General features: G+C 73.6%; 22 protein-coding genes and 1 pseudogene. 14 read left to right on the plus strand and 9 right to left on the minus strand.

Features of this window, described 5'->3' with window-relative positions:
• The first annotated feature begins 123 nt into the window (after positions 1-123).
• Positions 124-1,065, plus strand: coding sequence for an ABC transporter ATP-binding protein (locus FYW99_RS25960; protein ID WP_150254660.1), 942 nt, complete (start codon positions 124-126; stop codon positions 1,063-1,065).
• Positions 1,065-1,901, plus strand: a complete 837-nt coding sequence (locus FYW99_RS25965; RefSeq protein WP_150254661.1) for an ABC transporter permease — start codon at positions 1,065-1,067, stop codon at positions 1,899-1,901. Before FYW99_RS25960 ends, FYW99_RS25965 begins: the two co-directional genes overlap by 1 nt.
• A gap of 14 nt (positions 1,902-1,915) precedes the next feature.
• Here the strand turns inward: FYW99_RS25965 and FYW99_RS25970 are convergent, their stop codons facing one another.
• The gene (locus FYW99_RS25970) at positions 1,916-2,608 is read right to left on the minus strand and encodes an RICIN domain-containing protein (protein WP_150254662.1); all 693 of its coding nucleotides are present in this window, start codon (positions 2,606-2,608) and stop codon (positions 1,916-1,918) included.
• 125 nt (positions 2,609-2,733) lie between these two features.
• Here FYW99_RS25970 and FYW99_RS25975 point away from each other — a divergent pair, with 125 nt between their 5' ends.
• The 4 genes from FYW99_RS25975 (at position 2,734) to FYW99_RS25990 (ending at position 5,774) form a co-directional block, all read left to right on the plus strand.
• Positions 2,734-3,132: a hypothetical protein gene (locus FYW99_RS25975; protein ID WP_150254663.1), complete on the plus strand. Its 399-nt coding sequence runs from the start codon at positions 2,734-2,736 to the stop codon at positions 3,130-3,132.
• 6 nt (positions 3,133-3,138) lie between these two features.
• Positions 3,139-4,086, plus strand: coding sequence for an EamA family transporter (locus FYW99_RS25980; protein WP_150254664.1), 948 nt, complete (start codon positions 3,139-3,141; stop codon positions 4,084-4,086).
• A gap of 169 nt (positions 4,087-4,255) precedes the next feature.
• Entirely contained in the window at positions 4,256-4,450 is a 195-nt protein-coding gene (locus tag FYW99_RS25985) for a hypothetical protein (protein WP_150254665.1), read from the plus strand.
• A gap of 211 nt (positions 4,451-4,661) precedes the next feature.
• A complete protein-coding gene (locus FYW99_RS25990) occupies positions 4,662-5,774 on the plus strand; it encodes a COX15/CtaA family protein (RefSeq protein WP_150254666.1) in 1,113 nt (370 codons plus the stop codon).
• Here FYW99_RS25990 and FYW99_RS25995 read toward each other — a convergent pair.
• Complete coding sequence (locus FYW99_RS25995) at positions 5,710-6,996, minus strand: PrsW family intramembrane metalloprotease (protein WP_150254667.1); 1,287 nt, start codon at positions 6,994-6,996, stop codon at positions 5,710-5,712. The genes FYW99_RS25990 and FYW99_RS25995 overlap by 65 nt on opposite strands.
• 223 nt (positions 6,997-7,219) lie before the next feature.
• Between FYW99_RS25995 and FYW99_RS26000 the strand changes: the two genes are divergently transcribed.
• Both FYW99_RS26000 and FYW99_RS26005 read left to right on the plus strand, forming a co-directional pair.
• Entirely contained in the window at positions 7,220-7,618 is a 399-nt protein-coding gene (locus FYW99_RS26000; RefSeq protein ID WP_150254668.1) for a hypothetical protein, read from the plus strand.
• A gap of 410 nt (positions 7,619-8,028) precedes the next feature.
• Positions 8,029-8,529: a DUF1203 domain-containing protein gene (locus FYW99_RS26005; RefSeq protein ID WP_150254669.1), complete on the plus strand. Its 501-nt coding sequence runs from the start codon at positions 8,029-8,031 to the stop codon at positions 8,527-8,529.
• 66 nt (positions 8,530-8,595) lie between these two features.
• Here the strand turns inward: FYW99_RS26005 and FYW99_RS26010 are convergent, their stop codons facing one another.
• Positions 8,596-9,561 (minus strand): heme o synthase, encoded by a 966-nt coding sequence (locus tag FYW99_RS26010; protein WP_017567602.1) that lies wholly within the window; start codon positions 9,559-9,561, stop codon positions 8,596-8,598.
• Between the two features lie 680 nt (positions 9,562-10,241).
• Here FYW99_RS26010 and tkt point away from each other — a divergent pair.
• From tkt to pgl, 5 genes are all read left to right on the plus strand, one after another.
• Complete coding sequence (gene tkt, locus FYW99_RS26015) at positions 10,242-12,335, plus strand: transketolase (protein ID WP_150254670.1); 2,094 nt, start codon at positions 10,242-10,244, stop codon at positions 12,333-12,335.
• Between the two features lie 99 nt (positions 12,336-12,434).
• The gene (tal, locus tag FYW99_RS26020; RefSeq protein ID WP_150254671.1) at positions 12,435-13,541 is read left to right on the plus strand and encodes a transaldolase; all 1,107 of its coding nucleotides are present in this window, start codon (positions 12,435-12,437) and stop codon (positions 13,539-13,541) included.
• A gap of 133 nt (positions 13,542-13,674) precedes the next feature.
• On the plus strand, positions 13,675-15,228 hold the full coding sequence (gene zwf / locus FYW99_RS26025) for a glucose-6-phosphate dehydrogenase (RefSeq protein ID WP_150254672.1): 1,554 nt from the start codon (positions 13,675-13,677) through the stop codon (positions 15,226-15,228).
• A 28-nt stretch (positions 15,229-15,256) separates the two neighbouring features.
• Positions 15,257-16,183 (plus strand): glucose-6-phosphate dehydrogenase assembly protein OpcA, encoded by a 927-nt coding sequence (locus tag FYW99_RS26030; RefSeq protein ID WP_150254673.1) that lies wholly within the window; start codon positions 15,257-15,259, stop codon positions 16,181-16,183.
• Positions 16,180-16,926, plus strand: coding sequence for a 6-phosphogluconolactonase (gene pgl / locus FYW99_RS26035; protein WP_150254674.1), 747 nt, complete (start codon positions 16,180-16,182; stop codon positions 16,924-16,926). The genes FYW99_RS26030 and pgl overlap by 4 nt, the downstream gene beginning before the upstream one ends.
• Positions 16,927-17,119: 193 nt before the next feature.
• Here the strand turns inward: pgl and FYW99_RS26040 are convergent, their stop codons facing one another.
• From FYW99_RS26040 to FYW99_RS26060, 6 genes and pseudogenes are all read right to left on the minus strand, one after another.
• Positions 17,120-18,595 carry a UDP-N-acetylmuramoyl-L-alanyl-D-glutamate--2,6-diaminopimelate ligase gene (locus FYW99_RS26040; RefSeq protein WP_150254675.1) on the minus strand — a complete coding sequence of 492 codons (1,476 nt, stop codon included), beginning with the start codon at positions 18,593-18,595 and terminating at the stop codon, positions 17,120-17,122.
• A 247-nt stretch (positions 18,596-18,842) separates the two neighbouring features.
• Complete coding sequence (locus tag FYW99_RS31975; protein ID WP_190394813.1) at positions 18,843-18,995, minus strand: hypothetical protein; 153 nt, start codon at positions 18,993-18,995, stop codon at positions 18,843-18,845.
• A gap of 69 nt (positions 18,996-19,064) precedes the next feature.
• Positions 19,065-20,720, minus strand: a complete 1,656-nt coding sequence (locus FYW99_RS26045; RefSeq protein WP_150254676.1) for an alpha/beta hydrolase — start codon at positions 20,718-20,720, stop codon at positions 19,065-19,067.
• Between the two features lie 176 nt (positions 20,721-20,896).
• Complete coding sequence (locus tag FYW99_RS26050; protein ID WP_150254677.1) at positions 20,897-23,206, minus strand: CRISPR-associated protein; 2,310 nt, start codon at positions 23,204-23,206, stop codon at positions 20,897-20,899.
• Positions 23,207-23,358: 152 nt separating this feature from the next.
• A pseudogene (locus FYW99_RS26055) lies at positions 23,359-24,048 on the minus strand (IS982 family transposase); the annotation flags it as partial.
• Between the two features lie 62 nt (positions 24,049-24,110).
• Positions 24,111-24,503, minus strand: coding sequence for a hypothetical protein (locus FYW99_RS26060; RefSeq protein WP_150254678.1), 393 nt, complete (start codon positions 24,501-24,503; stop codon positions 24,111-24,113).
• Between the two features lie 359 nt (positions 24,504-24,862).
• On the opposite strand from FYW99_RS26060, the gene FYW99_RS26065 reads away from it, so the two are divergent.
• Complete coding sequence (locus FYW99_RS26065; protein WP_150254679.1) at positions 24,863-26,011, plus strand: hypothetical protein; 1,149 nt, start codon at positions 24,863-24,865, stop codon at positions 26,009-26,011.
• Positions 26,012-26,017: the final 6 nt, after the last annotated feature.

The raw sequence follows: 26,017 nt of genomic DNA on the forward strand, positions 1-26,017 counted from the left end.
CGACCGCATGCCGAGACCGCCGTACCGGAATACGGACAGGGGTGTTCGGCGCGCCGCCGGGCCGCCGACGCCCCGGCCGGGGCGGTGAAGCCCTCCGCCGGGCCGCACGTAGACTCAGGGCCCATGGACACAGCCGCGGTCGAGGTCGTCGACCTGGTCAAGCGCTACGGCGCCACCACCGCAGTCACCGGCCTCACCTTCAGCGCGCGCCGGGGCGCGGTGACGGCGCTGCTCGGTCCCAACGGAGCGGGCAAGACCAGCACCATCGAGATCTGCGAGGGCTTCCGGCGGGCCGACGGCGGGCGGGTGCGGGTACTGGGGCTGGACCCCGTGGCCGACTCCGGCGCCCTCAAGCCCCGCGTCGGGGTGATGCCCCAGTCCGGGGGCGTGCCCACCGGCGCCCGCACCGCCGAGTGGCTGCGGCTGATGGCCTCCTTCCACGCCCGGCCGATCGAGCCCCGCCTGCTGCTGGAGCGGCTGGGCCTGACCTCGGTGGCCACCACGCCCTTCCGCCGCCTGTCCGGCGGCCAGCAACAGCGCCTGTCCCTGGCCTGCGCCGTGGTCGGCCGCCCCGAGCTGGTCTTCCTGGACGAGCCGACCGCGGGCCTGGACCCGCAGGCGCGCATGGCCACCTGGGACCTGGTGACGGCCCTGCGCGAGGCGGGCGTGGCGGTGATCCTGACCACGCACTACATGGAGGAGGCCGAGCGGCTGGCCGACGACGTGGTCATCATCGACCGCGGCGCCGTGGTCGCCGAGGGCACCCCCGCCGAGCTGACCGGGGAGCGCCGCGAGGTCTGCTTCTCCACCGAGGCCCCGGTGGACACCGCCCTGCTGGAGGCCGCACTGCCCGAGGGCAGCCGGGTGGAGGCCCAGGGGCCCGCCGAAGGCCGCCGCGAGTACGCGGTCGTCCCCGGCGGCGCGGGCGCGCCCGGGCCGGAGTTCCTGGCCACGGTCACCGCCTGGTGCGCCTCGGCCGGAGTCCTGGCCGAGGACCTGCGCGTGCGGCGGCGTACCCTCGAAGACGTCTTCCTCGAACTCACCGGCAGGGAACTGCGCGACTGATGCACGAGCACACCTCCACCGCCTCCGCACGGGTGAGCGCCGGCGCGCCCGCGTCCGGAGGCGACGACGCCTCGCTGTTCACCCCCGCACCCGGGGCCGCGCCGATGTGGCGGATGGTCGCCGCGCAGGCCGGGATGGAGCTGCGGGTCATGCTGCGCCACGGCGAGCAGTTCCTGCTCACCATGGTGATCCCCGTGCTGCTGCTGGTGGGCTTCAGCCTCACCTCGGTGCTGGACGTGGGCGAGGGGGCGCGGGTGGACGCGCTCACGCCCGGCGTGCTGGCGCTGGCGGTGATGTCCACGTCGTTCACGGGCCTGGCCATCGGCACCGGCTTCGAACGCCGCTACGGGGTGCTCAAGCGGCTGGGGGCGACCCCGCTGTCGCGCTTCGGTCTGCTGGCCGCCAAGACCCTGGCCGTGCTGGGCGTGCAGGCGATCCAGGCGGTGGTGCTGTGCTCGGTGGCGCTGGTGCTGGGCTGGTCGCCCGCGGTGAGCCCGGCGGGCGTGCTGGCGGCCGTGGCGCTGGTGCTGATGGCCACCGCCGCGTTCAGTTCGCTGGCCCTGCTGATGGCGGGCACGCTGCGGGCCGAGGCGACCCTGGCCGGGGCCAACCTGGTGTACGTGCTGCTGCTGGGCCTGGGCGGGGTGCTCTTCCCGACCAGCAGCTTCCCCGGCCCGCTGGAGCAGGCGGCGTCGGCGCTGCCGATCACCGCGCTCAGCTCGGGGCTGCGGACGGCCGCCGACGGCTCCCTGCCGGGCCTGGGCGCCTTCGCCGTGCTGGCTGTGTGGGCGCTGGTCTGCGGCGTCCTGGCCAGCCGCCTCTTCCGCTGGGAGTAGGCCCCGGCCGGGGGTCAGCCCACGGGCAGCAGGCGCCACTGCTGGTGTGCGTGGCCGCCGTCGGGCGCCTGGGCGACCCTGGTGCCGTTGTCGGGGGCGCCGCCCTGCGCCTCCAGGGCCTGGCCGGTGGCCCGGTTGACCAGGCGGACCACGCCCGGCCCCACCTCGATGAGCGACCAGTGCTGGTTGGGCGAGCCGGTGCGGGTGAGCAGCGCGGCGCCGGGCTGGGCGGCCGGGTCGGCGGGGATCTCCAGGAGCTTGCCGCTGCCCACGCCCTCGATCTCGTAGAAGCCCCCGTCCACGGGGATGAGGCGCCACTGCTGGTTGGTCTGGTCGTGGCGGTCCCACAGGTGGACGGGCGCGCCGTTGGCGGTGGAGGTGCCCGCGACGTCCATGACGCGGCCGCCGTGGACGTTCTGGAGCGCGTAGACGAGCGCGGGGTCCAGACCCGCGGGGTGGACGACCTCCTCCTCCGACGGCTCCTCCGCGGGCTCCTCGGCCTCGGGAGCGCCGGACGGCTGGACCAGGATGCCCGATGCCGTGGTCATCTCCGGCCCCTCGGACTGGTCGCCGCCGGACACGAGCAGGCCCCCGGTGTAGCCGCCGACGAGGGCCACCAACAGCAGTGCCAGGGCTCCGGCCAGAAGCGGCCAGCGGGGGACGTACCGTTCGTGGGCACGGGGGGAACGGGCACGGCGTCGGGACATCGAGGACACTCCAGCGGGCTGCGGGCGGGGGGCCGCGTCGATCCGCGACCCGGACCATTTCACACCACTTTGCCGGTTTGGTGCACGTTCGCCCGCCACTGGCGCGGGCTCGATAGGGTCCGGGCATGGAAGCGTTCGGAGTCCCCTGGTTCATCGCGGTCCGCTACCTCGGTCCGCCGTTGTTCCTGCTCGTCGCGGGCGGCGCGCTGGTGGTGTGGCGGCGGCCCGCGCGGCCCGGGCTGGTGTGGGCCGCGCTGCTGGTGAACCTGCTCGCGGCGGCGCTGCCGTTCCTGTGGATCGGGGTGCAGCTCCTGACCGGTCGGGCGGACCAGACGGTGCACGGGCTGGTCATGACCCTGGCGCAGCCCGCGGTGGCGATGGCGGCCTGGGGACTGCTGCTGGCCGCGGTCGTGGCCCGGGCTCCGGGGACGGCGCGGAACCGGGAGGACCGGAACCGGAGGCGGGAGAACCGGGGCCGGACGCGGGCCGGGGAGACGGAGAGGACCCCCGAAAACGTAGGATGAATGCCCATGAGCACTCCGTCCCGCCCTCAGGCAGCGTTCTCCCCGCTCCGCGCGGTGGAGGCGGTACCACCGGTCTGGCTGGTGATGGTCGGCATCGTCTCGGTGCAGACCGGCGCCGGGGTGGCCAAGAACCTCTTCGACGTGCTGCCCCCGGCCGCGGTCGTGTGGCTGCGGCTGCTGACCTCGGCGGTGCTCCTGGTCCTGGTGGCGCGGCCGGTGCTCAGGGCGCGCTCGCGCGGCGACTGGCTGGTGGTGGTCGGCTACGGCGTCGCGCTGGCGATGATGAACTTCCTCATCTACCAGGCCTTCGCCCGCATCCCGCTGGGGATCGCGGTCACCATCGAGTACCTGGGGCCGCTGACCATCGCGATCCTGGGATCGCGGCGCCGGATCGACCTGCTGTGGGCGGGCATGGCCGGGCTGGGCGTGGTCGCGCTGGGGCTGGAGTCGGGCTCGATGGACCCGCTGGGCATCCTGTTCGCCGTACTGGCGGCGGTCGCGTGGGCGGGCTACATCCTGCTCAGCGCGTCGACGGGCCAGCGGTTCAGCGGCGCGTCCGGACTGGCGATCGCCAGCGTGGTCGGCGTGGTCGTCATGGCGCCGATCGGCGTGTACGAGGGGGGCGCGGCCCTGCTGGACTGGCGCCTGCTGCTGTTCGGCCTGGTGGTCGGCGTGCTGTCCTCGGTGGTGCCCTACACGCTGGAGCTGAGCGCGCTGCGCCGGATGCCGCCGCGCGTCTTCGGGGTGCTGATGAGCCTCCAACCCGCCGCCGCGGCGCTCGTGGGCCTGGTGGTGCTGGGTGAGCTGCTGACCGTGTGGCAGTGGTTCGCGGTGGCCTGTGTGATCGCGGCCAGCGCGGGTTCCACGCGCACCTCGGCCCGCGACGGCGAGGGCGGCCGCAAGGCCGACGGCGCGCCCACCGGACCGCCGCGGGAGAGTCCCGGGGAGCGGTAGGCGGGCGAGGGCCGGAACCGCCGTGTCCGAAGCGGGGCCGTTGGGGCGGCCTGTCCGGAAGGTCGAGAGCAGGAGTTTTGCTACTCAGAGTTTCCGAATGGATACAAATGGTTATCTGTCCTGGTGGGTCAGCCAAACGGCTCGACCACTCGCACTCGAAGGGAAAGCCATGCGCACCACCGCCAAGATGATGATGACCGCCCTGTTCACCGCCGGCCTGCTCGGCATGGGGCTCGGGACCGCCTCCGCGGGTGAGAACGACACGGACGCCTACCAGGCGTGCGTGCAGGAGCAGGGCTTCCTCGGTCTGCTCAACCTGGACCTGGACCTGCTCAACCAGTGCATTTCCAACCACGCCGGCTAGGGCCGCGCCGACCGGTCGAGCACGGCGGACCCTCCCGAACCGACGATCCCCGGGATCGGACCGATCGGGAGAACGGGTCCCACCGTCGCGGAGGGGGCGCCCACGCGTGGGCGCCCCCTCCCCCTGTGCCGAAGCGACGGCGTCGGCGCAGGTGGGAGACTGCGCAGGGGGTGGGCACCGGCTCCCGGAGCGGTGTACTACAGTCTGTCGTATGTCTGTTTCCCCGGCCTCCGCGGTGCTGGCCGCGAACTCGGTCCCCCCGCTCGCGGCGGAGGACATCTCCCTTCTCGGTTTCCCCCTCTGGGGCTGGCAGATCGCGGTCGCGACCGCCGGAGTGCTCGCGCTGGTCCTGCTCGCGCGCACGATCTGGACGCCCACCCAGCGGTCGCTGCGGGCCTGGGCGCTCGGCAACATCGTCGTCAACGCCGGGATCGCCGTCACCGGCGCCACCGTGCGCGTCACCTCCTCGGGCCTGGGCTGCTCGGAGTGGCCCAGGTGCACGCCGGAGAGCTTCGTGCCCATCGACACCGGGCACGCCGCGCTCAACGCCGCCATCGAGTTCGGCAACCGGACGCTCACCTTCGTCGTGCTGGCGGTCGCCGTCATCACCTTCGTCGCGGTCATGCGGATGGGCCCGCGCCGCCGCGACCTGGTCCGGCTGGCCGCCATCGTGCCGTTCGGCGTCCTGGGACAGGGCGTGGTCGGCGGCATCACCGTGTGGACCGACCTGCACCCCGCCTCGGTGGCCGCGCACTTCCTGCTGTCCATGGTGATGGTCTTCATCACGGTCGCCCTGTACGTGCGCTGCCAGGAGCCCGAGGGCAAGCCGCAGGTGTCCGTGGGCCCGATGCTGCACGCCCTGAGCATCGGGCTGGTCGTGGTCGGCTTCGTGCTGCTGGTCGCCGGGACCGTCGTCACCGGCACCGGCCCGCACGGCGGCGACGCCGCGGCCCCCCGCTGGGGGTTCGACCTGGCTGCGGTCACGCGCCTGCACTCCGCGCTGGCCTGGCTCACCACGGCCGGGGCCCTGCTGGCCGCCGTCATCGCCTTCCGGAGCGGCACCCGGCGGCCGGTCCGCAGGAGCAGCCTGTTCCTGCTGGTCACCGTCATCCTCCAGGGCGCCCTGGGCTACACCCAGTACGCCCTGGAACTGCCCGAGGCCCTGGTGGTCCTGCACGTCCTCGGCTCGGCCCTGACCTGGGTCGCGATCTGCCGCCTGTACTTCTCCACCACGCGTCTGGTGCCGCCGGGGCAGGAGCTCAGCGAGGACCCTGCTGACCGTGACGGGGAACGTAGTCCTGTTGGGCCCGCGTCTGGGCGATGACGTGGGCGAAGTCGGCTCGGCGCAGGAAGCCGGAGTCGGTGGGGTTCTCCGCCCAGCCCGGGGCGACCGGCTGGGGCATCCGTCCCAGGAAGGTGTCCCGGGCCACGTGCATCAGCGCCAGGAACGAGTCCCGGTGCACCTTCCAGTCGGGAGCTGGCAGTCCGGCGTCCAGCCTGCGGTGCAGCAGTGCGAGCTCGGTGGCGGCGAGCTGGTACTCACGCATCGCCTCGCGGCCCCTGCGACCGGCGTTGCGCGCCGCCCACTCGCGGGCCCGGCGGCGCCCCTGCAGGGAGCTGAGCATGGCGATGTCGGCCTGGGTGACCAGTCCGGTGGAGACGTAGGGCGGCAGGTGGCGGGCGATCGCGCCGACCTGGCGGTGGCGGTCGCGGGCGGCCAGCGCCAGGATCGCCATGAGCACGCCGAAGAGCACCATGTAGGCGACGGCCAGGCCGGACCAGCCGAAGTAGGTGGACCCGTTCCACATGCCGTGCAGCAGCACCGCCGCGGCCCACCCGGCGACGGGGGCCAGCAGGCGCAGTGCTCCGGAACGCATGGCGGCGTAGGCCACGCCGATGCCGATCATCGCGGTGTAGACCGGGTGCCCGAACGGGGCGATCAGTCCGCGGATGGCGAAGGTGGCCACCAGGGTGCCGTCGAAGAACGCGCTGAGGAAGTACAGGATGTTCTCGGTGAAGGCGAAGCCGGTGGCGACCATCCCCGCGTAGATCACCCCGTCGGTGAAGGTGTCCAGCTCGTGGCGGCGCCGCCAGAGCAGGATCAGCAGCACCACGCCCTTGGCGCTCTCCTCCACCAGCGGCGCCACCGCCGACGTGCCCAGGAAGTCGCCCAGGTCCCGGCCGAACAGCGGCACCGTGACGTGGGCCAGGCCCCAGCTGTTGAGCAGCAGGGAGGCCACCACGGCCACGCCCGCGCCCCAGGCGAAGGCGAAGAACAGGACCCAGCCGGGCTCGGGCTCGATCCGGTCGAGCATGAGGATGAGCGGCACGAGGATGCACACGGGGATGACCGCGGCGACGAGGCTGACGGCGAAGCCGAGCCCTCCGTCGATCCCGGCGGCCGCTCCCCCGGCCAGGGCGAGCAGCCACAGGTAGACCAGCATCCCGAGCATGCAGACCACGCTGACGGTGGTGCCCAGGATGAGGGTCATCGAGTAGCGCGAGCGTCGGCCCTGGAGGATGGCCTTGCTGTCGAGACGGGGCATGGGCACCGATCGTAGCGGGAACCGGTCCGACCACGGCTTTCGCCCCCGGCCGACCGCGGGGAGGGCCGGAGGGGGAGGATCGGCGGGCCGTGGGGAGGGCTGTGGGGGTGGACGGGCCGGGAAGGGGCCCCACGTCGGGCCTCCGGTGGTGCTCCGCGCCCGGCATGCGCGAGGATCGGGGGACCGAAGCCGCCCCCGACCCCGAACCGAAGGTGAGCCGCACATGGACCGGTCGACCACGGCCCCCGACACCACCGGCCCGCTGCGGGCCCTGCGTGTGGCCGTACTCCTGCACCTGGCGGCCCTGCTGTGGGAGGGCTCGACGGCAGGGCAGCTGGTGACGTTCGACACGGACGCGCTGCCGCTGCACTACTACGGCGCCCTCGGAACGCACGTGGCGGCGGGGCTCCAGGCGGTGGCCGCGTTCTGGTACTGGCGGCGTTCGGGCCGCGCCGCGGGTACGCCGGGGCTGGTCCTGCTGATCAGCCTGCTGGCCCTGGCGCTCGGCTTCGCGCAGGCGGCGCTGGGCAGCTACGGGCTGATCCAGGCACACGTCCCCCTGGCCCTGGCCCTGACCGGGGTCGCGGTGTGGTCCGCGGTGCTGGCCTGGCGCAGGCCCTGACGGCGGAGCCGCCGTCCGGGCGCAGCAGAGGTCCGGGCGGCCGGGCCGGGCGCAGGACCCGTGCCGGGTGCCAGGGTCCGCGGGCACTCGGGGAGCGGACGCGCTGTGGCGCGTTCCAGGGCCGTCGCTCCCCCGTCTCGGCCGCGCTGGCGCTCACCCGCTGGGCGACCACATCCGCCTCCCCCGAGGCCGTGGCGACGCGCTCGCCGCCCAGCCCGTACAACCCGTACAACCCGTACAGCCGCAGGGAACCGATCTCGCTGCGGGCGCGGCGTCCCGTGCCGGCGTCGGCGAGGGCGGGTGCCGGGCGGGGTCCGTCGGAGCCGCCTCTCCGCCCCGGCCGGTCGGTACGCGAACGTGATGTCCGTTCACCGCCAGCGCACCGGGACCGGATGGTGGAGGTTGGTGTCATGACCACGACACACGAAGCCCGGCCCATCGAAGCGCACGTCCTGGGGCGGTTGCGCGAACAGGACGACGCCGGGCTGGCCCGCACACCCCGCACCGACCACGAGGGCGGTTCCCCGCTGCGCTGCTGCCTGCGCCCCAGTGAGCCCGGCGAACGGATCGTGCTCGTCTCCTACGCGCCGCTGCGCCGATGGGCGGAGCGGACCGGCGCGGACCCCGGCCCCTACGACGAGTGCGGACCGGTCTTCGTCCACGCCGGGGAGTGCGGGGGACCCTCCCACGCGACCGGCTATCCGGTCGCGCTGCACGGCCCCCGCCGGGTCCTGCGCGCCTACGACTCCCGGGGCCGCATCCTGGGCGGAAGGCTGGTCGAGCTTCCCCACGCGCGTGCGGCGGAGGTGGACGGGATCCTCGGCGAGGTCCTCTCCGATCCCGAGGTGGCCCTGGTGCACGTACGCGCGGTGGAGTTCGGCTGCTTCATGGTGGAGGTCCGCCGCCGGTGACGGCCGAAAGACCTGTGGGCGGCGCCCCGGGAGGGGCGCCGCCCACAGGCGGACGTACGGGCGGGCTCAGCCCAGGACGCCGGCGATCAGGGGGTCGACGGTGACCGCCACGAACAGCAGCGCCAGGTAGCCGTTGGACAGGTGGAAGAAGCCCATCGTCTTGAGCTGCGCGCCGGTCACGCCCGCGCGGGAGCGGTTGAGCAGGCGGTGCGCCTGGACCACCAGCAGCGCGCCCAGGGCGACGGCGACCGCGCCGTAGAACCAGGTGGTGCCCGCCACCGGCCAGAACAGCACCGACACGATCGCGGTGGCCCAGCTGTAGAGCACGCACTCCAGCAGCACCCGGCGGTCGGTGGCGACCACGGGCAGCATCGGCACCTTGGCCTGCGCGTAGTCCTCCTTGTAGCGCATGGCCAGCGTCCAGGTGTGCGGCGGCGTCCAGAAGAACACGACCAGGAACAGGACGAAGGGCGCCCAGTCCAGGCTGTTGGTCACCGCGGCCCAGCCGATGAGCACCGGCATGCACCCGGCGATGCCGCCCCACACCACGTTCTGCGCGGTGCGCCGCTTGAGCAGCAGCGTGTACACGAAGATGTAGAACAGGATCGCGAAGACCGACAGCACGGCCGAGAGCACGTTCACCAGGAGGGCGAACCCGACGGTGGAGCCGACGGCCAGCACCAGGCCGTAGACGAGGGCTCCGCGCGGGGTGACCAGGTCCATCGCGCCGGGGCGTTGGCGGGTGCGACGCATCTCACGGTCGATGTCGCGGTCGATGTAGCAGTTCATCGCGTTCGCGCTGGCCGCCGACATGGTGCCGAAGACCAGGGTGGCGACCGCGGTCCACAGCGGTGGCACCCCCCCGGCCGCGACGAACATCACCGGGATGGTGGTGATGAGCAGCAGCTCGATGACGCGGGGCTTGGAAAGGGCGACGTAGGCGCGGACGTGGGCGCCCAGCGAGGCCCTGCGGGGGGCCTGGGGCCGGTCGCCGTCCGGATTCGTCCGCGGAGCGCGGTTGGTGAGGGCCATCAGTACCCGGTCCTCACGGCCGGACGGTTCTCTCGCGTCCCCCCGGGGGCCACCGGCTCGGTTTCAGACACGCGGATACCTCGACAACTCTAGGGGTTTCGACACTGCTCGCCACGCGGGGGCCGGCGGACCGACAAAGCGTCTGGATCGGCGGAAACCCCGTCAACGACATACTGTAGTACTTCCTCGCGCGCGCCTGAGACCAGCCCCCTCACAAGGAAAACCGCTGGTCCTCGGGCCGGGATGCGGGCGGGGGTCCGCCGGGTGCTCTGAAGGGTCGCACACGCTCCGACGCGCTTCCAGCCCGCCACGCGCCGCCCGCGACCACCCGCCCCGCGGCGCACCCCCCGTGGCCGCAGCCACCCGTGTGCGCGCGGGAGGCGGCGCCAAGGCCCCTACCAGCCGGTAATGAGAGGTGTCGGGCAACGACATCCTGGGTAGCGGACGATAGGCTCGATCGTGGCCGAACCCGTCGTGGTCTCCAGCCCGCGGCGGCCGTCGCCCGGGGACGCCGCGTCCGCGCCCTGAACGGCCGCGGGTACGCGTTCCCGCAGTACTCGGCCCCGCCCCCACGGCGGGCCGCCCGGGTCCCGGCGGCGGTTCGAGAACGAACGCAACCGACACACCCCGCGCTCCGGCCGCCGGGCGCGGGGGGTGCCCGAGAAGGAGAACGAAAGTCCGTGAACGCCCACACCCCGCAAACCCTGGAGTGGTCGGACCTCGACCTCCGCGCCGTCAACACGGTCCGGGCGCTGGCGATGGACGCGGTCGAGAAGTCGGGTAACGGACACCCCGGCACCGCGATGAGCCTGGCGCCCGCCGCCTACCTGCTCTTCCAGAAGATCATGCGGCACGACCCCTCGGACCCCGAGTGGACGGGCCGGGACCGCTTCGTGCTGTCGATCGGCCACTCCAGCCTCACCCTGTACATCCAGCTCTACCTCGCCGGATACGGGCTGGAGCTGGACGACCTCAAGAGCCTGCGTCAGTGGGGCAGCCGCACGCCCGGCCACCCCGAGTTCAGCCACACGCCGGGGGTGGAGACCACCACCGGCCCGCTGGGCCAGGGCGTGGGCAACGCGGTCGGCATGGCCATGGCCGCCCGCCGCGAGCGCGGCCTGTTCAACCCCGAGGCCGGTCCGGGCGCCAGCCCCTTCGACCACCACATCTACGCGTTCTGCTCCGACGGCGACGTCCAGGAGGGCGTGAGCCACGAGGCCAGCGCCCTGGCCGGGACGCAGCAGCTGGGCAACCTCATCATGATCTGGGACGACAACCGGATCTCCATCGAGGACGACACCCGCATCGCGCACTCCGAGGACGTGGCCGAGCGCTACCGCGCCTACGGCTGGCACGTGGAGGAGGTCGACTGGAGCGCCACCGGCGAGTACGTCGAGGACGTCGAGGCCCTGTTCCAGGCGATCGTGCGCGGCAAGGCCGAGACCGAGCGCCCGACCTTCATCCGCCTGCGCACCGTCATCGGCTGGCCCGCGCCCAACAAGCAGAACACCGGCGCCATCCACGGCGCGGCCATCGGCCAGGACGAGATCTCCGCCACCAAGGCGATCCTCGGACTGCCCGACGAGCCCTTCGGCGTCGAGGACGCGGTCATCGAGCACACCCGCCGCGCCGTGGACCGGGGCCGCGAGGCCCGCGCCGCCTGGGAGGTCGAGTTCAGGGCCTGGCACGAGAGCGCCGGGGAGCACGCAGAGCTGTTCGACCGCCTGGTCGAGAAGAGGCTGCCCGAGGGCTGGGAGAAGGCGATCCCCTCCTTCGAGCCCAGCGAGAAGGGCGTAGCCACCCGCAAGGCCAGCGGCGAGGTGCTCTCGGCCCTCGCGCCGCTGCTGCCCGAACTGTGGGGCGGATCGGCCGACCTGGCCGGGTCCAACAACACCACGCCCAAGGGCGAGCCGTCCTTCCTGCCCTTCGACCGCGCCAGCGAGACGTTCCCGGGCAGTCCCTACGGGCGCGTGCTGCACTTCGGCGTGCGCGAGCACGGCATGGGCTCCATCCTCAACGGCATGGCCCTGCACGGCCCCACCCGGCCCTACGGCGGCACGTTCCTCGTCTTCAGCGACTACATGCGCCCCGCGGTCCGGCTGGCCGCGATCATGCAGCTGCCGGTCACCTACGTGTGGACGCACGACTCCATCGGCCTGGGTGAGGACGGCCCCACCCACCAGCCGGTCGAGCACCTGTGGGCGCTGCGCGCCATCTACGGCCTGGACGTGATCCGTCCCGCCGACGCCAACGAGACCGCCGTGGTGTGGCGCTCGGTCATCGAGCGGGGCGACCGCCCGTCCGCGCTGGCGCTGACCCGCCAGAACCTGCCCGTCCTGGACCGCGAGGAGTACGCCTCGGCCGAGGGCGCGGTCAAGGGCGGCTACGTGCTGGCCGAGGCCGACGGGGACGCCCCCGAGGTGATCATCATGGCCACCGGCAGCGAGGTGCAGATCGCCCTGGACGCCCGCAAGGCGCTCCAGGAGGCGGGCACGCCCACCCGCGTGGTCTCCATGACGTGCGTGGAGTGGTTCGAGCGCCAGAGCGAGGAGTACCGCGAGCAGGTGCTGCCCTCCTCCGTGCGCGCCCGCGTGTCGGTGGAGGCCGGGATCGCCCTGGGCTGGCGCCAGTACGTCGGCGACGCCGGCGAGTCGGTGAGCCTGGAGCACTACGGAGCCTCCGCCCCGTACCAGGTCCTGTACGAGAAGTTCGGCTTCACGACCGAGGCGGTCGTCGAGGCGGCCCGCAAGACCATCGCCAAGGCCGGCGGCTGACCCCGGCGGGCCCCGCCGGAGGATCCCGGCGGGGCCCGTCCTCCTTTGACGTGTGTGACCGGGGGCGGCACTCCGCCCCCCAGGAAGGCGGAAGAACCCATGAGCAACGCACTCCGCGACCTGTCCCAGGCGGGCGTGTCCGTCTGGCTGGACGACCTGAGCCGGGAGCGGCTGCGCTCCGGCAACCTGGCCGAGCTGATGTCGACCCGCAACCTGGTCGGCATCACCTCCAACCCCACCATCTTCGACAAGGCCCTCTCCGAGGGCGACGCCTACGACCAGCAGGTCCACGAGCTGGCCGTGCGGGGCGTGTCGGTGGAGGAGGCGGTCCGCATGATCACCACCTACGACATCCGCTGGGCCGCGGACACCCTGCGCCCGGTCTACGACTCCACCGGCCGCGTGGACGGCCGCGTCTCCCTGGAGGTGGACCCGCGCCTGGCCAACGAGACCGAGCGCACGGCCGCCGAGGCCAAGGCGCTGTGGTGGATGGTGGACCGGCCCAACCTGATGGTCAAGATCCCGGCGACGGCCGCGGGCCTGCCCGCGATCACGCAGACGCTGGGCCAGGGCATCAGCGTCAACGTCACGCTGATCTTCTCCCTGGAGCGCTACCGCCAGGTGATGGACGCCTACCTGGAGGGGATGGAGCTGGCCCGCGCCAACGGCCACGACCTGTCCCGCATCCAGTCGGTGGCCTCGTTCTTCGTCAGCCGCGTGGACACCGAGGTGGACAAGCGCCTGAAGGAGATCGGCACCGACGAGGCGCTGTCCCTGCTGGGCCGCGCCGCCCTGGCCAACGCGCGCCTGGCCTACGAGGCCCACGAGGAGGTCTTCTCCTCCCCCGAGTGGAAGGCCCTGGAGGAGCACGGCGCCACGCCGCAGCGGCCGCTGTGGGCGTCCACCGGCGTGAAGGACCCCTCCTACGAGGACACCCTCTACGTCACCCAGCTGGTGGCGCGCGACACCGTCAACACGATGCCGGAGGCCACGCTGGAGGCCACCGCCGACCACGGCGAGATCACCGGCAACACCGTGCTGGGCACCTACGAGCAGGCCCGCGCCGACTTCGCCGCGCTGGAGAACGCCGGGATCAACCTGACCGACGTGTTCGCCGTGCTGGAGGACGAGGGCGTGGACAAGTTCGTCAAGTCCTGGGAGAGCCTGCTGAACGCGCTCTCGGCCAAGCTCGACAAGCTGTCCTGAACCGCGCGGCCGTCCCGGCGACGGGACGGCCGCCCCTCCCGCCCGTCCCCCGCCCCCGCCCCCGGCGGGGACGGCGCCCAGCGTCCCACCGGCCACTCTCGACAGGAAAGACGGGAACGTGAAAGAACCGGTGATGCCGGGAGCGGTACCCAACCCGCTCCGCAACGCCCTGGACCGCAGACTGCCCCGCATCGCCGGACCCAGCGTGCTGGTGCTCTTCGGCGTCACGGGCGACCTGGCACGCAAGAAGCTCCTGCCGGCCATCTACGACCTGGCCAACCGGGGGCTGCTGCCGCCGGGCTTCGGTCTGGTGGGGTTCGCCCGCCGGGACTGGGAGGACCAGGACTTCGCCGACGAGGCCTACCAGGCGGTGCGCGAGCACGCGCGCACCCCGTTCCGCGAGGACGTGTGGCGCCAGCTCAGCGAGGGCGTCCGGTTCGTCCAGGGCGAGCTGCACGACGACGACGCGTTCGACCGCCTGGCCGACTGCGTGCGCAGCCTGGACTCCGAGCGCGGCACCGGCGGCAACTACGCGTTCTACCTGTCGCTGCCGCCCAAGCTGTTCCCCACCGTGGTCACGCAGCTCAAGCGGTGCGGCCTGGCCGAGCCCGAGGAGGACCAGGTCCAGGCGGGCGGGGTCCGGCCGTGGCGGCGGGTGGTGATCGAGAAGCCCTTCGGCCACGACCTGGAGAGCGCCCAGGACCTCAACGCGGTGGTGGACGACGTGTTCCCGCCCTCGTCGGTGTTCCGCATCGACCACTACCTGGGCAAGGAGACGGTCCAGAACATCCTGGCCCTGCGCTTCGCCAACACCCTCTTCGAGCCCCTGTGGAACCGCAGCTACGTGGACCACGTGCAGATCACCATGGCCGAGGACATCGGCGTGGGCGGCCGGGCGGGCTACTACGACGGGATCGGCGCGGCCCGCGACGTCATCCAGAACCACCTCCTCCAGCTGCTGGCCCTGGTGGCGATGGAGGAGCCCATCTCCTACAGCGCGGACGCGCTGCGCGCGGAGAAGGAGAAGGTACTGGCGTCGGTGTCGCTGCCCGAGGACCTGTCCACGGGCACCGCGCGCGGCCAGTACGCGGCGGGCTGGCAGGGCGGCGCGGCGGTGCGCGGCTACCTGGAGGAGGAGGGCATCCCCTCCGACTCGGTGACCGAGACCTACGCGGCGCTGAAGCTGTCAGTGGACACCCGGCGCTGGGCGGGCGTGCCCTTCTACCTGCGCACCGGCAAGCGGCTGGGCCGCAGGGTGACGGAGGTGGCGCTGGTGTTCCAGGCCGCACCGCAGCAGCTGTTCCCGCGCACCGACGTCAGCGAGGTGGGACAGAACGCCCTGGTGCTGCGCATCCAGCCCGACGAGGGCGTGACGCTGCGCTTCGGCTCCAAGGTGCCGGGGGCCAGCATGGAGGTCCGCGACGTGAGCATGGACTTCGCCTACGGGCAGTCCTTCACCGAGGCCAGCCCCGAGGCCTACGAGCGGCTCATCCTGGACGTGCTCATCGGCGACCCGCCGCTGTTCCCGCGCCAGGAGGAGGTCGAGCTGTCCTGGCGGATCCTGGATCCGGTCGAGGAGTACTGGGCCAAGGCGGGCCAGCCCGAGCAGTACGGCTCGGGCACCTGGGGCCCGGAGTCGGCCGAGCAGCTGCTCTCCAGGGACGGCCGCCAGTGGCGGCGCCCGTGACCAGCCACGACCCCGCCTGGAGGAACCGATGACGCTCTACCTGCCGCGCACCACGACCTCGCAGATCACCGAGGCGCTCATGGCCGAGCGGCTCAGCGTGGGCGGCGGTGCCATGAACATGGTCCTGACCCTGGTCATCGTCACCGACGAGGCCGACCACTACGACGCGGTGCGCGCCGCCACCGAGGCGGGCCGCGAGCACCCCTCGCGCGTGGTGGCGCTGGTGCGGCGCGACCCCGACGCCGAACCGGCCATCGACGCCGAGATCCGCCGCCCGGGCACCTCGGGCCCCGGCGAGGCGGTGCTGCTGCGGCTGTACGGGCCGCTGGGCGGGCACGCGGACTCGGTGGTCACCCCGCTGCTGGTGCCCGAGGCACCGGTGGTGGTGTGGTGGCCGGGTGTGGGCCCGGCCAACCCGGTCGCGGACCCCATCGGCCGCCTGGCCCAGCGCCGGATCACCGACGCGCTGCGCGCCCCGGACCCGGTCCGCGACCTGGTGGAACGGGTGTCCCACTACAGCCCGGGCGACACCGACCTGACCTGGACCCGGCTGACGCCGTGGCGCTCGCTGCTGGCCAGCGCCATGGACCAGCCCTGCGGGTGGGTGACCTCGGCCAGCGTGACGGCCGAGTCGCACTACCCGAGCGCCGAGCTGATGGCGGCGTGGCTGTCGGACCGGCTGGAAGTGCCGGTGGCCCGCGAGACCTCGCACGGCCCCGGCCTGACCGAGGTCCGCCTGACCACCGACCAGGGGGACATCGTGATCTCCCGGGTGGACGGCCGGGTGGCCACGCTGTCGCGGTTCGGGCAGCCCGACCAGACGGTGGCCCTGGCGCGGCGCGCCGCCTCCGGGGCCCTGGCCGAGGAACTGCGCCGTCTGGACCCCGACGAGATCTACGAGAGCGCGGCCAGGCACCTGGAGCCGCTGCTCTCCGGAAGCGGAGCACGAGGATGAGCGAACCGGAGATCGTCCGCCACTCCGACGCGGGGGCGCTGGCCGACAGCGTCGCGTTGAAGCTGGTGAACATGATCGTCCAGGCCGAGGCGGACAGGCGCGACTTCCACCTGGTGCTGACCGGGGGCGGGATCGGCATCCGCACCCTGGAGGCGGTGCGCGACCACGCCCGGGAGGCCGGGATCAGCTGGTCGCACGTGCACCTGTGGTGGGGTGACGAGCGCTTCCTGCCGGACAAGGACCCCGAGCGCAACGAGACCCAGGCGTGCGCGGCGCTGATCGACGCGGTCCCGGTGCCCGCGCACAACGTGCACCCGATGCCCGCCTCCGACGGGATGGACGGCGACCACGTCGAGCACGCCGCCACCCGCTACGGCCGGGAGCTGGCGGTGGCCGCGCGGGCCCAGGGACCGGTCCCCGTGTTCGACGTGTGCCTGCTGGGCGTGGGTCCGGACGCGCACGTGGCCTCGCTCTTCCCGGGGCTGCCGGGGGTGCGCGAGGACGAGGCGTCGGTGGCCGCGGTGCACGACTCGCCCAAGCCCCCTCCCCAGCGGATCACCCTGACGCTGCCGTCGATCCGGACGGCCCGCGAGGTGTGGGTGCTGGCCTCGGGCGAGGGCAAGGCCGAGGCCGTGCGGCTGGGCCTGGCCGGGGGCAGCGTGGACGAGGCCCCCGTGGCCGGTGCGCGCGGTTCCGAGCGCACCGTGTTCTGGGTGGACGAGGCGGCGGCCTCCGAGCTCTAGTCCGGCACACACGCACCCTGCGGCGCGGCGCCCCAGCGCTACTACTCTCGCGGCGTTCCCGTCAGTCGACAGGAGCCCGGTCGACACCGACGACCGCCCCGGCCGGATCCGGTCGGGGCGGTCGTGCGCGCGGCGCCCGTTCCCCCGTCGGGCGGCGTCCCCTCCGGGAGGTCCGCACGGAAGGGGAGCGCCCTCAGGCGCCGGCGAGCTCGCGCACGACCGTCATGTCGTCGAAGGGGATGAGGTCGCCGCCGACGCTCTGGTGGGTCTCGCTGCCCTTGCCCGCGACCAGGACGACGTCGCCCGACTCGGCCGAGGACAGGGCGAGGGCGATGGCGCCGCGCCGGTCGCCCACCCGCGCGAAGGGTGTGCCGGCCGCCTCGATGCCCGGGGCGACCTGGTCCATGATCGCCTCCGGGTCCTCGTAGCGGGGATTGTCCGAGGTGAGAAAGCACAGGTCGGAGTAGGTTCCCGCGATCTCACCCATCCGGGCGCGCTTGGTGGTGTCCCGGTCTCCGCCGCAGCCGAAGACGGTGAGCACCCGGCGCGGGGCGAACCCGCGGATCGTGCACAGGACCTTGTCCAGGGAGTCGGACGAGTGGGCGTAGTCCACGATGACGGAGACCCCTTCGGGAGTGGCGAAGTGCTCGAACCGGCCCGGGATCTGCGGCATCCGGTCGAGGGCGTCCACCAGTGCGCCCAGGTTGTGGCCCAGGACGTGGCAGGCCGCCACCGCGGCCAGCGCGTTGGACACCGAGAAGCGGCCCGGGACGGGGATCGCCGCCGGGTACTTGCGGTTGTCGTGGTGCAGGACGAACCGCGTTCCCGAGGCGTCGACGGCCAGGTCGGTCGCCCGGTAGTCCGCGTCCGCCTCGATGGCGTAGGTGGTCACGGCGCCGGGCATCATGGCCGGGATCGCGGCGCCCACGGGATCGTCGGCGTTGACCACGGCGCGTCGGCACATGCCCTGGAACAGGAGCATCTTCGCCCTCGTGTAGCTCTCCATCGTGCCGTGGTCGTCCAGGTGGTCCTGGGTCAGGTTGGTGAAGACCCCGACGTCGACGAAGGAACCGTCCACCCTGTGGTTGAGCAGTCCCATCGACGTCGCCTCCAGCACGACGCTGCCGCTGCCCCGGCCGCGCATACACGCCAGCAGGTACTGGAGGTCCGGTGACTCCGGCGTGCTCAGCACGGACCTCGGCATGGGGATCGGTTCACCGCCCACCCGGGCCCCGGAGGTCCCGATGACCCCCACCCGGGCGCCCTCGGAGAGCGTCAGCAGCGACTCGTACATGGACGACACCGACGTCTTGCCGTTGGTGCCGGTGACGGCGACCACGTCCATGGCGCGTCCCGGTTCACCGTGGTAGCGCACCGAGACCAGTGCTGTCGCGATCCGCGCGTCCGGCACCCGGACCACGCACGCGCCGGTGTCCGTCGGCCGGTCCACGGCCGGGAGCGGACCCTCGACGAGCACGGCGGCGGCTCCGCGGGCGAGCGCCTCCCCGAGTGCCTCGGGACCGCCCTCGCGGTGTCCGGGCAGGGCGATGTAGAGCGAACCGGGAGTCACGCGGTCGGCGTCCAGGCACGGCCCCGAGGTGATCGGTGTGTCCTGGTCCCCGTGCAGTACCTGGTGGTCGTGGCCGTACAGCAGTTCGCTCAGCTTCATGGGAGGTCCCTTCGGAAGTGGCGCGGCCGGCACCGTGGGCACGGCCGCACCCGCGGACGCAGCCGACGGAGCCGACTGGCGTGGAGAGTGGTGCGGAACTGGGGGAGAAAGCCCCGGTCCAGCCCGGCAGGGGCTCGGACGGAGGCGGAGAGGCGCGCGGTGCGCGCGGAGAGTGACGAGCCGCGGGACGCTGGAAGTCGCGGGCGCGGCCGCCTCCGGGGGCGGCCGGGACTACGTGGAGAGGTCGCTAACCGTGGCCGTGCAGGGCCGTGAGGCCGGTGCGGGGCGTCGCCGGGAGGACGGAGGTCGACAGGCTGACGGTCGGGGGAGCCGCGGCGGCCGAGCCCGGGACGAGGGCGGTCCGGAACGGACCCTGCTCCACCGCGCGCGTATAGGCCATGACTGGAGTGTACGCGCCGGGCCGCGTACACGGGCTCGGGCGCGGGCGTGAGCGCCGGTCCGGGGCGCCTCAGTCGAGTGCGCCGGGGCAGGTGAACCCGGGTTCGGGCGCCTCGCCGGTGAGCAGGTAGGCGTCCACCGCGTCGTCCACGCACGGGCTGAGACCCGTTCCGTAGACGGTGTGCCCCGCGCCCTCGTAGGTGACCAGGGTGGCCGTCTCCATCCGTTCGGCCAGGCCCTCGGCCCAGGAGTAGGGGGTGGCGGGGTCGCCGACGGCGCCCACGACCACGACCGGCGGCGCGTCCGGCGCGGTGGCCGTGGGGACCTCTCCCGTCTCGGGCCAGTACGCGCACGGCAGGTGGTCCCACACCGGGTCGGGTCCGAACAGCGGGGCGAGGTCGGCCGCCTCGTCGGCGGCGTCGCGGTAGGCCTGCACGGTCACCGGGTCGGCGCGGTCGGCGCAGTTCACGGCGGTGAACACCGCGCTCGCGTCCTGGTGCTCCGTTCCCGGGGCGACCTCGCCGGAGCCCGCCCGCGCGTACGCGCCGAAGGTGCGGTCGTAGAGCATCCCGAGGTGGCGCCCGGTCCCCTCGGCGTCGTCCTCGGCGAGGGCGGTGAACAGGTCGGCGAGCAGGTCCCAGCCGTCCTCGCGGTACAGCTCCATGACGACCATGGTCATCAGTGTGCGGCCGTCCACCGGAATCCCCTCGGCCTCGGCGGGGAGGCGGTCGAGGCCGCGCAGGAGGGCGGTCGCCCGGACGTCGGCCTCGCTGAGGGTTCCCGAGCCGCCGGAGCCGGGTGCGCGGTCCGCTCCGGCGAACGGGCAGGCGGCGTCCCGGGCGCAGTGGGCCACGAACGTGTTCCAGGTGCTCTGGAGGGCGGCGACCTGGTCGACGGCGGCCCGCGCGTTGGAGGTTCCGCTCGCCACGGCGCCGTCCAGGACCACCGCCCGGACGCGGTCGGGATACAGGTGGGCGTAGAGGGCGCCGAGGTGGGCGCCGTAGGAGTGGCCGACGAAGTTCAGCCGTTCCTCGCCCAGGGCGTCGCGGACGATGTCGAGGTCGCGGGCGACGTGGACGGTGCCGAGGCGGGTCAGGAACTCCTCCCCCACGGTCTCCGCGCAGGCCCGGGCGTACCTGCGGGCGGCGTCCTCCAGGGGTTGGAGCTCGGCGGCGCCCAGGTCGCCGGGGTCGGTACCGGCCACGTCCTGGCGTGCCTCGACCAGGGCGTACCGGTCCCCGCAGGCGAAGCCGCCGCTGCCTCCGACTCCGCGCGGGTCGAAGGAGACGAGGTCGAAGGCGGCGCGGACGTCGTCGCCGAACAGGGGCGAGTCCAGGGCTCGGACTCCGGAGGCGCCGGGGCCGCCCGGGTTGACGACCAGGGAGCCCAGGCGCTCCTCCGGCGGGCCGCTGGCGGGCGCGCGGACCAGGGCGATGTCGAGGGTCCTCCCGCCGGGCTCGTCGTGGTCCAGGGGTACCGTGACCGTGCCGCACTCCAGGCTCTCCAGCCACTCCGAGTCGGATTTCCGGTCGGCCGGGCCGGTGGCGCGCGCGGCCGGTTCGGTGTCGCGTGCGGTGGGTGGGGCTTCCCGCGCGGAGGGTTCGCCGTTGCCGTCCGCCGGTCCGGCGGTCTCCGCGTCCCCGTGACAGGGCCGCCAGGCGACGTCCTGCCCGAGGAAGGGGTCGTCGGCGGGAGGAGAGCAGGCGGCGACCAGCACCACCGCCATGAGCCCACCGAGTCCGGGGGCACGTACCCCGCACCGCACCGCTGACTCCGTTCCCGCGTCCCGGCCTGCCTGCCCTCCCATCCTGCCCGGAAGGGGTGCGTGCAACCTCCGGAACAGGTTCGCCGACGTGCAAAAAGACGGTCAGGCCGAACGCCCGGGGCGGTGCTGCCGGCGCGTCAGAGCAGGCTGACGTCGGTGTCCAACAGCGCGGGCAGGGCGCCCGGGGAGGCGACCGCCACCAGGGGGCGCAGGGGGTCGCCGAACGCGATCCGTCCGGGCTCCCCGTCCAGTGACGGGTCCGCGTGGGCGATCCAGTCCACCAGTTCGACCGCGCGGCTGACGTCGCCTCCCGGCCGGGTCAGGGCGACCACCGTCCCCGCCACGTCGCAGCGCGTGCTGAGGTGGGCGGTGGCGGCGAACACGCTCTGCGCCCACGCGCCCCGGCCCACCTCGCGCGACTCCCCGCCGGGGTCGCGGCGCCGCCGCCAGCCGGGCGCGGTCAGGCCCACCGCCCGGTCCTCGAAGGTGAGCACCAGGCTGGACCGCTCCTGGGCGGTCAGGCACTCCTCGGGGTCGGTGAGGGAGGAGTCCATCCACACCTGGACCGGACCGCTGGCCGCGCGTACGAGTGCGGTGCGGGCGGCGTCGAGCAGGGCGGTGTCCACCTGGGTACGGGCCGCCCGGCAGGCGTTCCCGGTCAGCGAACCGTTCCCGTCCCCCGCACCGTCGCCGGGCAGCGGCGTGTACCCGGGCAGGACCAGGTGCCAGTCGACGCTGGCGCGGCCCCGCAGGGGCAGCTCGCCGTGGGTCAGGCAGACCACGGTCCGCCTGCGCGCCAACTGGTAGGTGGCGCAGGCGCCCGTGCGGCGGGCGGCCAGGGCCAGTCCCAGGCTCATCGCCTTGGTGCCGGTCGTGATGTCGGCGACGACCGGGGGCGGCGGGTCGGCCCGCTGCTCGCGCACGATCCAGTCGTGGGCGGCGGCGGCGACCGCGTCGGCGTCGGACCCGTCCACGGGGTCGGGGGTGAAGCGGACCCGGTCGCGGTATCCGGTCTCCTTGAGCAGGGCGGCGTCGGCGGGCGGGGCTTCGGGGTGCTCGGCGGCGTGCAGGGTCCGGGCGGCGGACTCGCGCATCCGGTCGCGCACGCTCTGCCTGGAGGACAGGACCAGGGCGCGGGCGGGCCGGTGGGCGTGCACGGCGGTGAGGGTGCCCAGGCGGCTGCCGCCCAGGGAGGTGACCAGGACGGGGCCGTCCCCGGGTACGGGGTGGCGCTCGGGCGGCGGAGGCTCGGCGGCCTCCGGCGGTGCGGGGAGGGGGCCGGGGGCGGGGGCTCCGTTCGGTCCGGGCCTCCCGGTCGGATCAGGCAGCCGTTCCGGTCCGGGCTCCCCGGTCGGGTCCGGGGCACCGGTCGAACCGGGCCCGGGCGTCGGGCCGGGCGTGCGGACCGGTTCCGGACCACCCGCACCGGAGGAGGACAGGCCCGGGAAGAAGGCCCCGCGGATGTCCTCGAACGACGTCAGCCGGGACAGCAGGTCCTCCAGGCTCCACACGTGCACGCTGCGGGCGGTCAGCGCCGGGTTGTAGGCGGTGACGCGCTCGCGCAGCCCGGGGACCGCGGGTCCGGAGTGGACGAACAGCACCTGGACGGCGGTGCCGAAGACCCGGCGGGCCTTGGCCACCGTCCACCCGGCCCGGGCGACGACGTCCTCGGGTCGGGTCTTGGCCTCCACGCACAGCACGCGGTGGCGGTGGCGCAGGACGGCGTCGAAGTCGGCGACGGAACCCCCGGAGTGGCGGGGATCGGCGACCTGGCGTGCCCCGACGACCTCGGTGTCGGGCCTGCGGCGCGTGTGGCGCAGCAGGTGGGACAGGACGCGGCCCTCGGCGACGACGCCGCGCCGCACGGCCGGGGACAGGTCGGGAAAGCGCGCTTGGAGGGCCTGGCGCCCGCCCTGGACGAAGAGGCGGACGGGTTCGGGGTCGCGGTCCTCCAGCCAGTGGGCGCCGTGGATTCCGGCGAGGGTCCGCAGGTCGACGCCGTCGATGACCAGCGGACGCCCCGGATGGGAGCCGTCGGCGGTGCGCAGGCGGTCGTGGACCGCGTCCAGGTAGTGGCGCCAGCGGCGGGCACGGGGGTGCCGGTCCGGCGGCAGGGCCCGCTCGTGCAGCAGGGCCGCGGCCACGCTCATCACCTTGGTGCCGCCGGTGTAGTCCAGGTACCAGGGTTCGCCGCCGTTGGCGCGGTGCAGGGCGGCCAGGGTGTCGGTGACCGGGCCGAAGTCGTGCGGGTCGGGCCCCACGCTCACCACGCTCACCGACTCGGGGGAGGCCAGGCGCTCCACGGCTGCGGCCACGCGCCGGGCCAGCGGCCGGGTCCCGTCGCTGGCCACCAGGGCCAGGTGGTCGGCGCGCAGGGTGAGCGAGGACAGCAGCGCGGGGGTGGGGTTCTGTCCGACGAGCACGACGGCGGCACGGGGGCTGTCCACGGCGTCCTGTTCCGGGAGGGGGCGTCGGACGACCACGCTATGCGGTGGGACTCCGTTTCTCCAGCGCCCGGGTTTCTCCAGCGCCCGGGGCGGCGGCGCCGCTTTCCGCCGGTCACAGGTCAGGGGCGCTCGCGTCACACCGGTAACACCTCCACCTCGGGTTCGGGTTCGTCCTCGCGGACCGGACGAATGAGCAGATGCCCCAGGTCGGCCGCCGCGTTCTCGATCCCGACCCCCGCGAAGCCCTTGTCACACACGATCGGGGCCGGGCCCGGGGCGCAGTCCTGGACGTGGAGCAGGTGCAGGGCCTGCTTGCGCTCGTCCAGTTCTTTGGGGTGGGCCAGGCTGAACGCGCACACCGTCCCCTCGGTGGAGGTGATGAGCATGAGCTTGGCACCCCAGTAGAAGGCGTGGTGGGACTTGTCCATGCCATACCCGGCGATCTCACCCAGACCGGAGCGGTTGACCGTGACCCGGGAGGCGCCGCAGCGCACCGGGGTGCCGTCCATCAACCGCAGCCGCTCCCACCAGGTGGGCACGGCCCGGGCGAGCCACATCGCCGCTGCGCGTAGGGCCGGTCCCAGAGCGCGCAGGTGACGGTTGTACTCGGACTGGCCCGGCAGGCGGGGGAAGAGGTGGCCGATCCGGGCGGGGGCGGCGCGCATCCAGTGGCGTTCGGAGTCATGGCGCAGCAGGACCTGGGCCACCGCGACGCAGACGAGTTCGGCGTTGGTGAGCAGCCGGTTCGGGCCGCGTTTGACGGGTTGTTCGCGCGAAGGCAGGACGTGGTCGTCCAGATGGACGTAGAGTGCGGTCAGAAGGGCGTCAAGGTTGGTCGTCACACACCGATCCTCGACGCCCTTCGTCATGGGCGCAGGAGTTTCAGGAAACTCCCATCAACGATCTAGGCGCCCACCGCCTCCTCCGGCACCGCCTCCGCGTCCCGCGGACAGGGGCCGAGCCGCACCGGGGCGCCGCTGACGACGAAGGAGCGGCAGGCGGTGACCACACCGCTGCCGTCGCGCACGAGGTCGGAGGGTACCAGCAGGTCACGGCGTTCGGGGTGGGCGGAGACGACCACGGAGGAGACGATGAACCACACGCCCTCCTGCGGTTCGGGAAGGTTGGCCCGGGTGCGCTCCTCGGCCATCAGCGGAACCCCGGCGACCTCCAGGCCCACGGGGACGCGGACGGCCTCCACCCGGGCCGGTCGGGCCGACCTGGGCCAGCGCCGGATGACGCGCGACCTCTCGTCCACGACTGTCACCACATGCGGCGTCAGGTTGACCACCCGCATCCGGCGACCTCCGTTCCTCTCGCTTCCTCCGCCGGCCGGGCCGACCGCCGGGTCCGGCGGCGCCGCGCCCTCACCGCAGTCTCTCGGACACAGCACGCACCCCCCGGGGAACATGCCGGACCGGAGAAGCCGTAAACACTGAGGCCATTGTTACTGATATCCATTTTGTACTTGTCTATAGGGATTCATGCGGCTTGGTACGGGAGTCCAACAATTGACATTTCCCCCGCAGTGGGCCTAATTTGATAGGTGACCTCCCGTTGACGCGGGGGTGTCACCTGAGGTCTCGCGTTCTCTTACGCGCTTTCCCGGAGGGCTGGGGAAGCGACCCGGCCCCGGACCACCGGGGAGAAGAGTTCGTGAGCACGCACCACTGCTCCGCCTGGGAGTTGTTCGGCTCCACCGCCTTCCTGCGCACCTTCACGCGCGTCCTGGGGTGCGGGCCGTGCTCCGCGGACGGAACCGCACAGGGCTGCTCGGGTCACTCCGAACAGTTCTGCGACTATGTCGACCTGTGCGCCGAGCACTGCCCGTGCCCGGTGCACGGAGGCGACCCCGAGGGCGTCGTCGCCGTGCGCATGCGCCGCGCCGTGCCCGAGGGCGCCGCCGTCGACCGTACCGCCGCGCACCGGCTGCGCGACGCCCTGGACGACGTGCGCCGGGACCGCTCCTACAAGAACCTGCGCCGCGTCTACCCGCAGGCCTCCGCCGACGGCCAGGTGCGCTGCGCGTTCTCCGAGCGCCCGCGCCGCTGGGCGCAGCGCCGCGACGTGGCCCGGGTCGCCTCGGACGTGGTCGACCAGGAGGCGCTGGCCATGCTGGTGCTCACCGCGGGCTGGGGCAACCCCGCCGCCGACCTGCCCGAGGACGTGCACCCCGGCGAGGCGGTCTCCTTCACCGAGGACGGCAGCGCCGTACCCGTCGCCGACCTGCGCGGACGCGCCCTGACCGCGGTCGGGGAACCGCCCATGGTCTCCACCGCCACCGGCGACTACCTGCTGCGCAAGCTGGCCGAACTGGCCTCCGGACGCGACGCCGACGCGGGCCGCACTCCCGACCAGCGGCGCCGCCTGCTGCTGCGCGGCCTGCTGCCCGGCATGAGCGGCGAGGACGTCGCCCGCAGGCTCACCGGCGTGCTGGGCCGGATGGCGGTGGACATGCCCGTCCACTTCCGGCTGGTGCAGCAGGCGCGGGGACGGGCGCGCAGCGCGCCCTACTCCCCCGTCCCCGACGCGCCCGAACCCGAGGAGGAGGCCTCGGAGCGACGTGAGGTGCTGGGCGCGCGGGAGCGCGCCTGGCTGGAGCGCACCGCCCGGGAGCTGACAGAGCGGGCCCAGGCCGCGCGGGAGGACTTCGAGGCCGACCCCCAGGACGCACTCGACACCCTGCTGTGCGCGCTGCTGGAGGAGGAGCCCGCCCCGGCGCTGTGGTCGGGCGCCCAGGAGGAACCCGACCTGCGCGCGGACCTGCTGGAGGCGCTGGCCGAGACCGTCGACGGACGCCCGTGAGGGGAA

It is taken from the genome of Nocardiopsis deserti, assembly GCF_008638355.1.
GTDB classification, from domain to species: domain Bacteria; phylum Actinomycetota; class Actinomycetes; order Streptosporangiales; family Streptosporangiaceae; genus Nocardiopsis; species Nocardiopsis alborubida.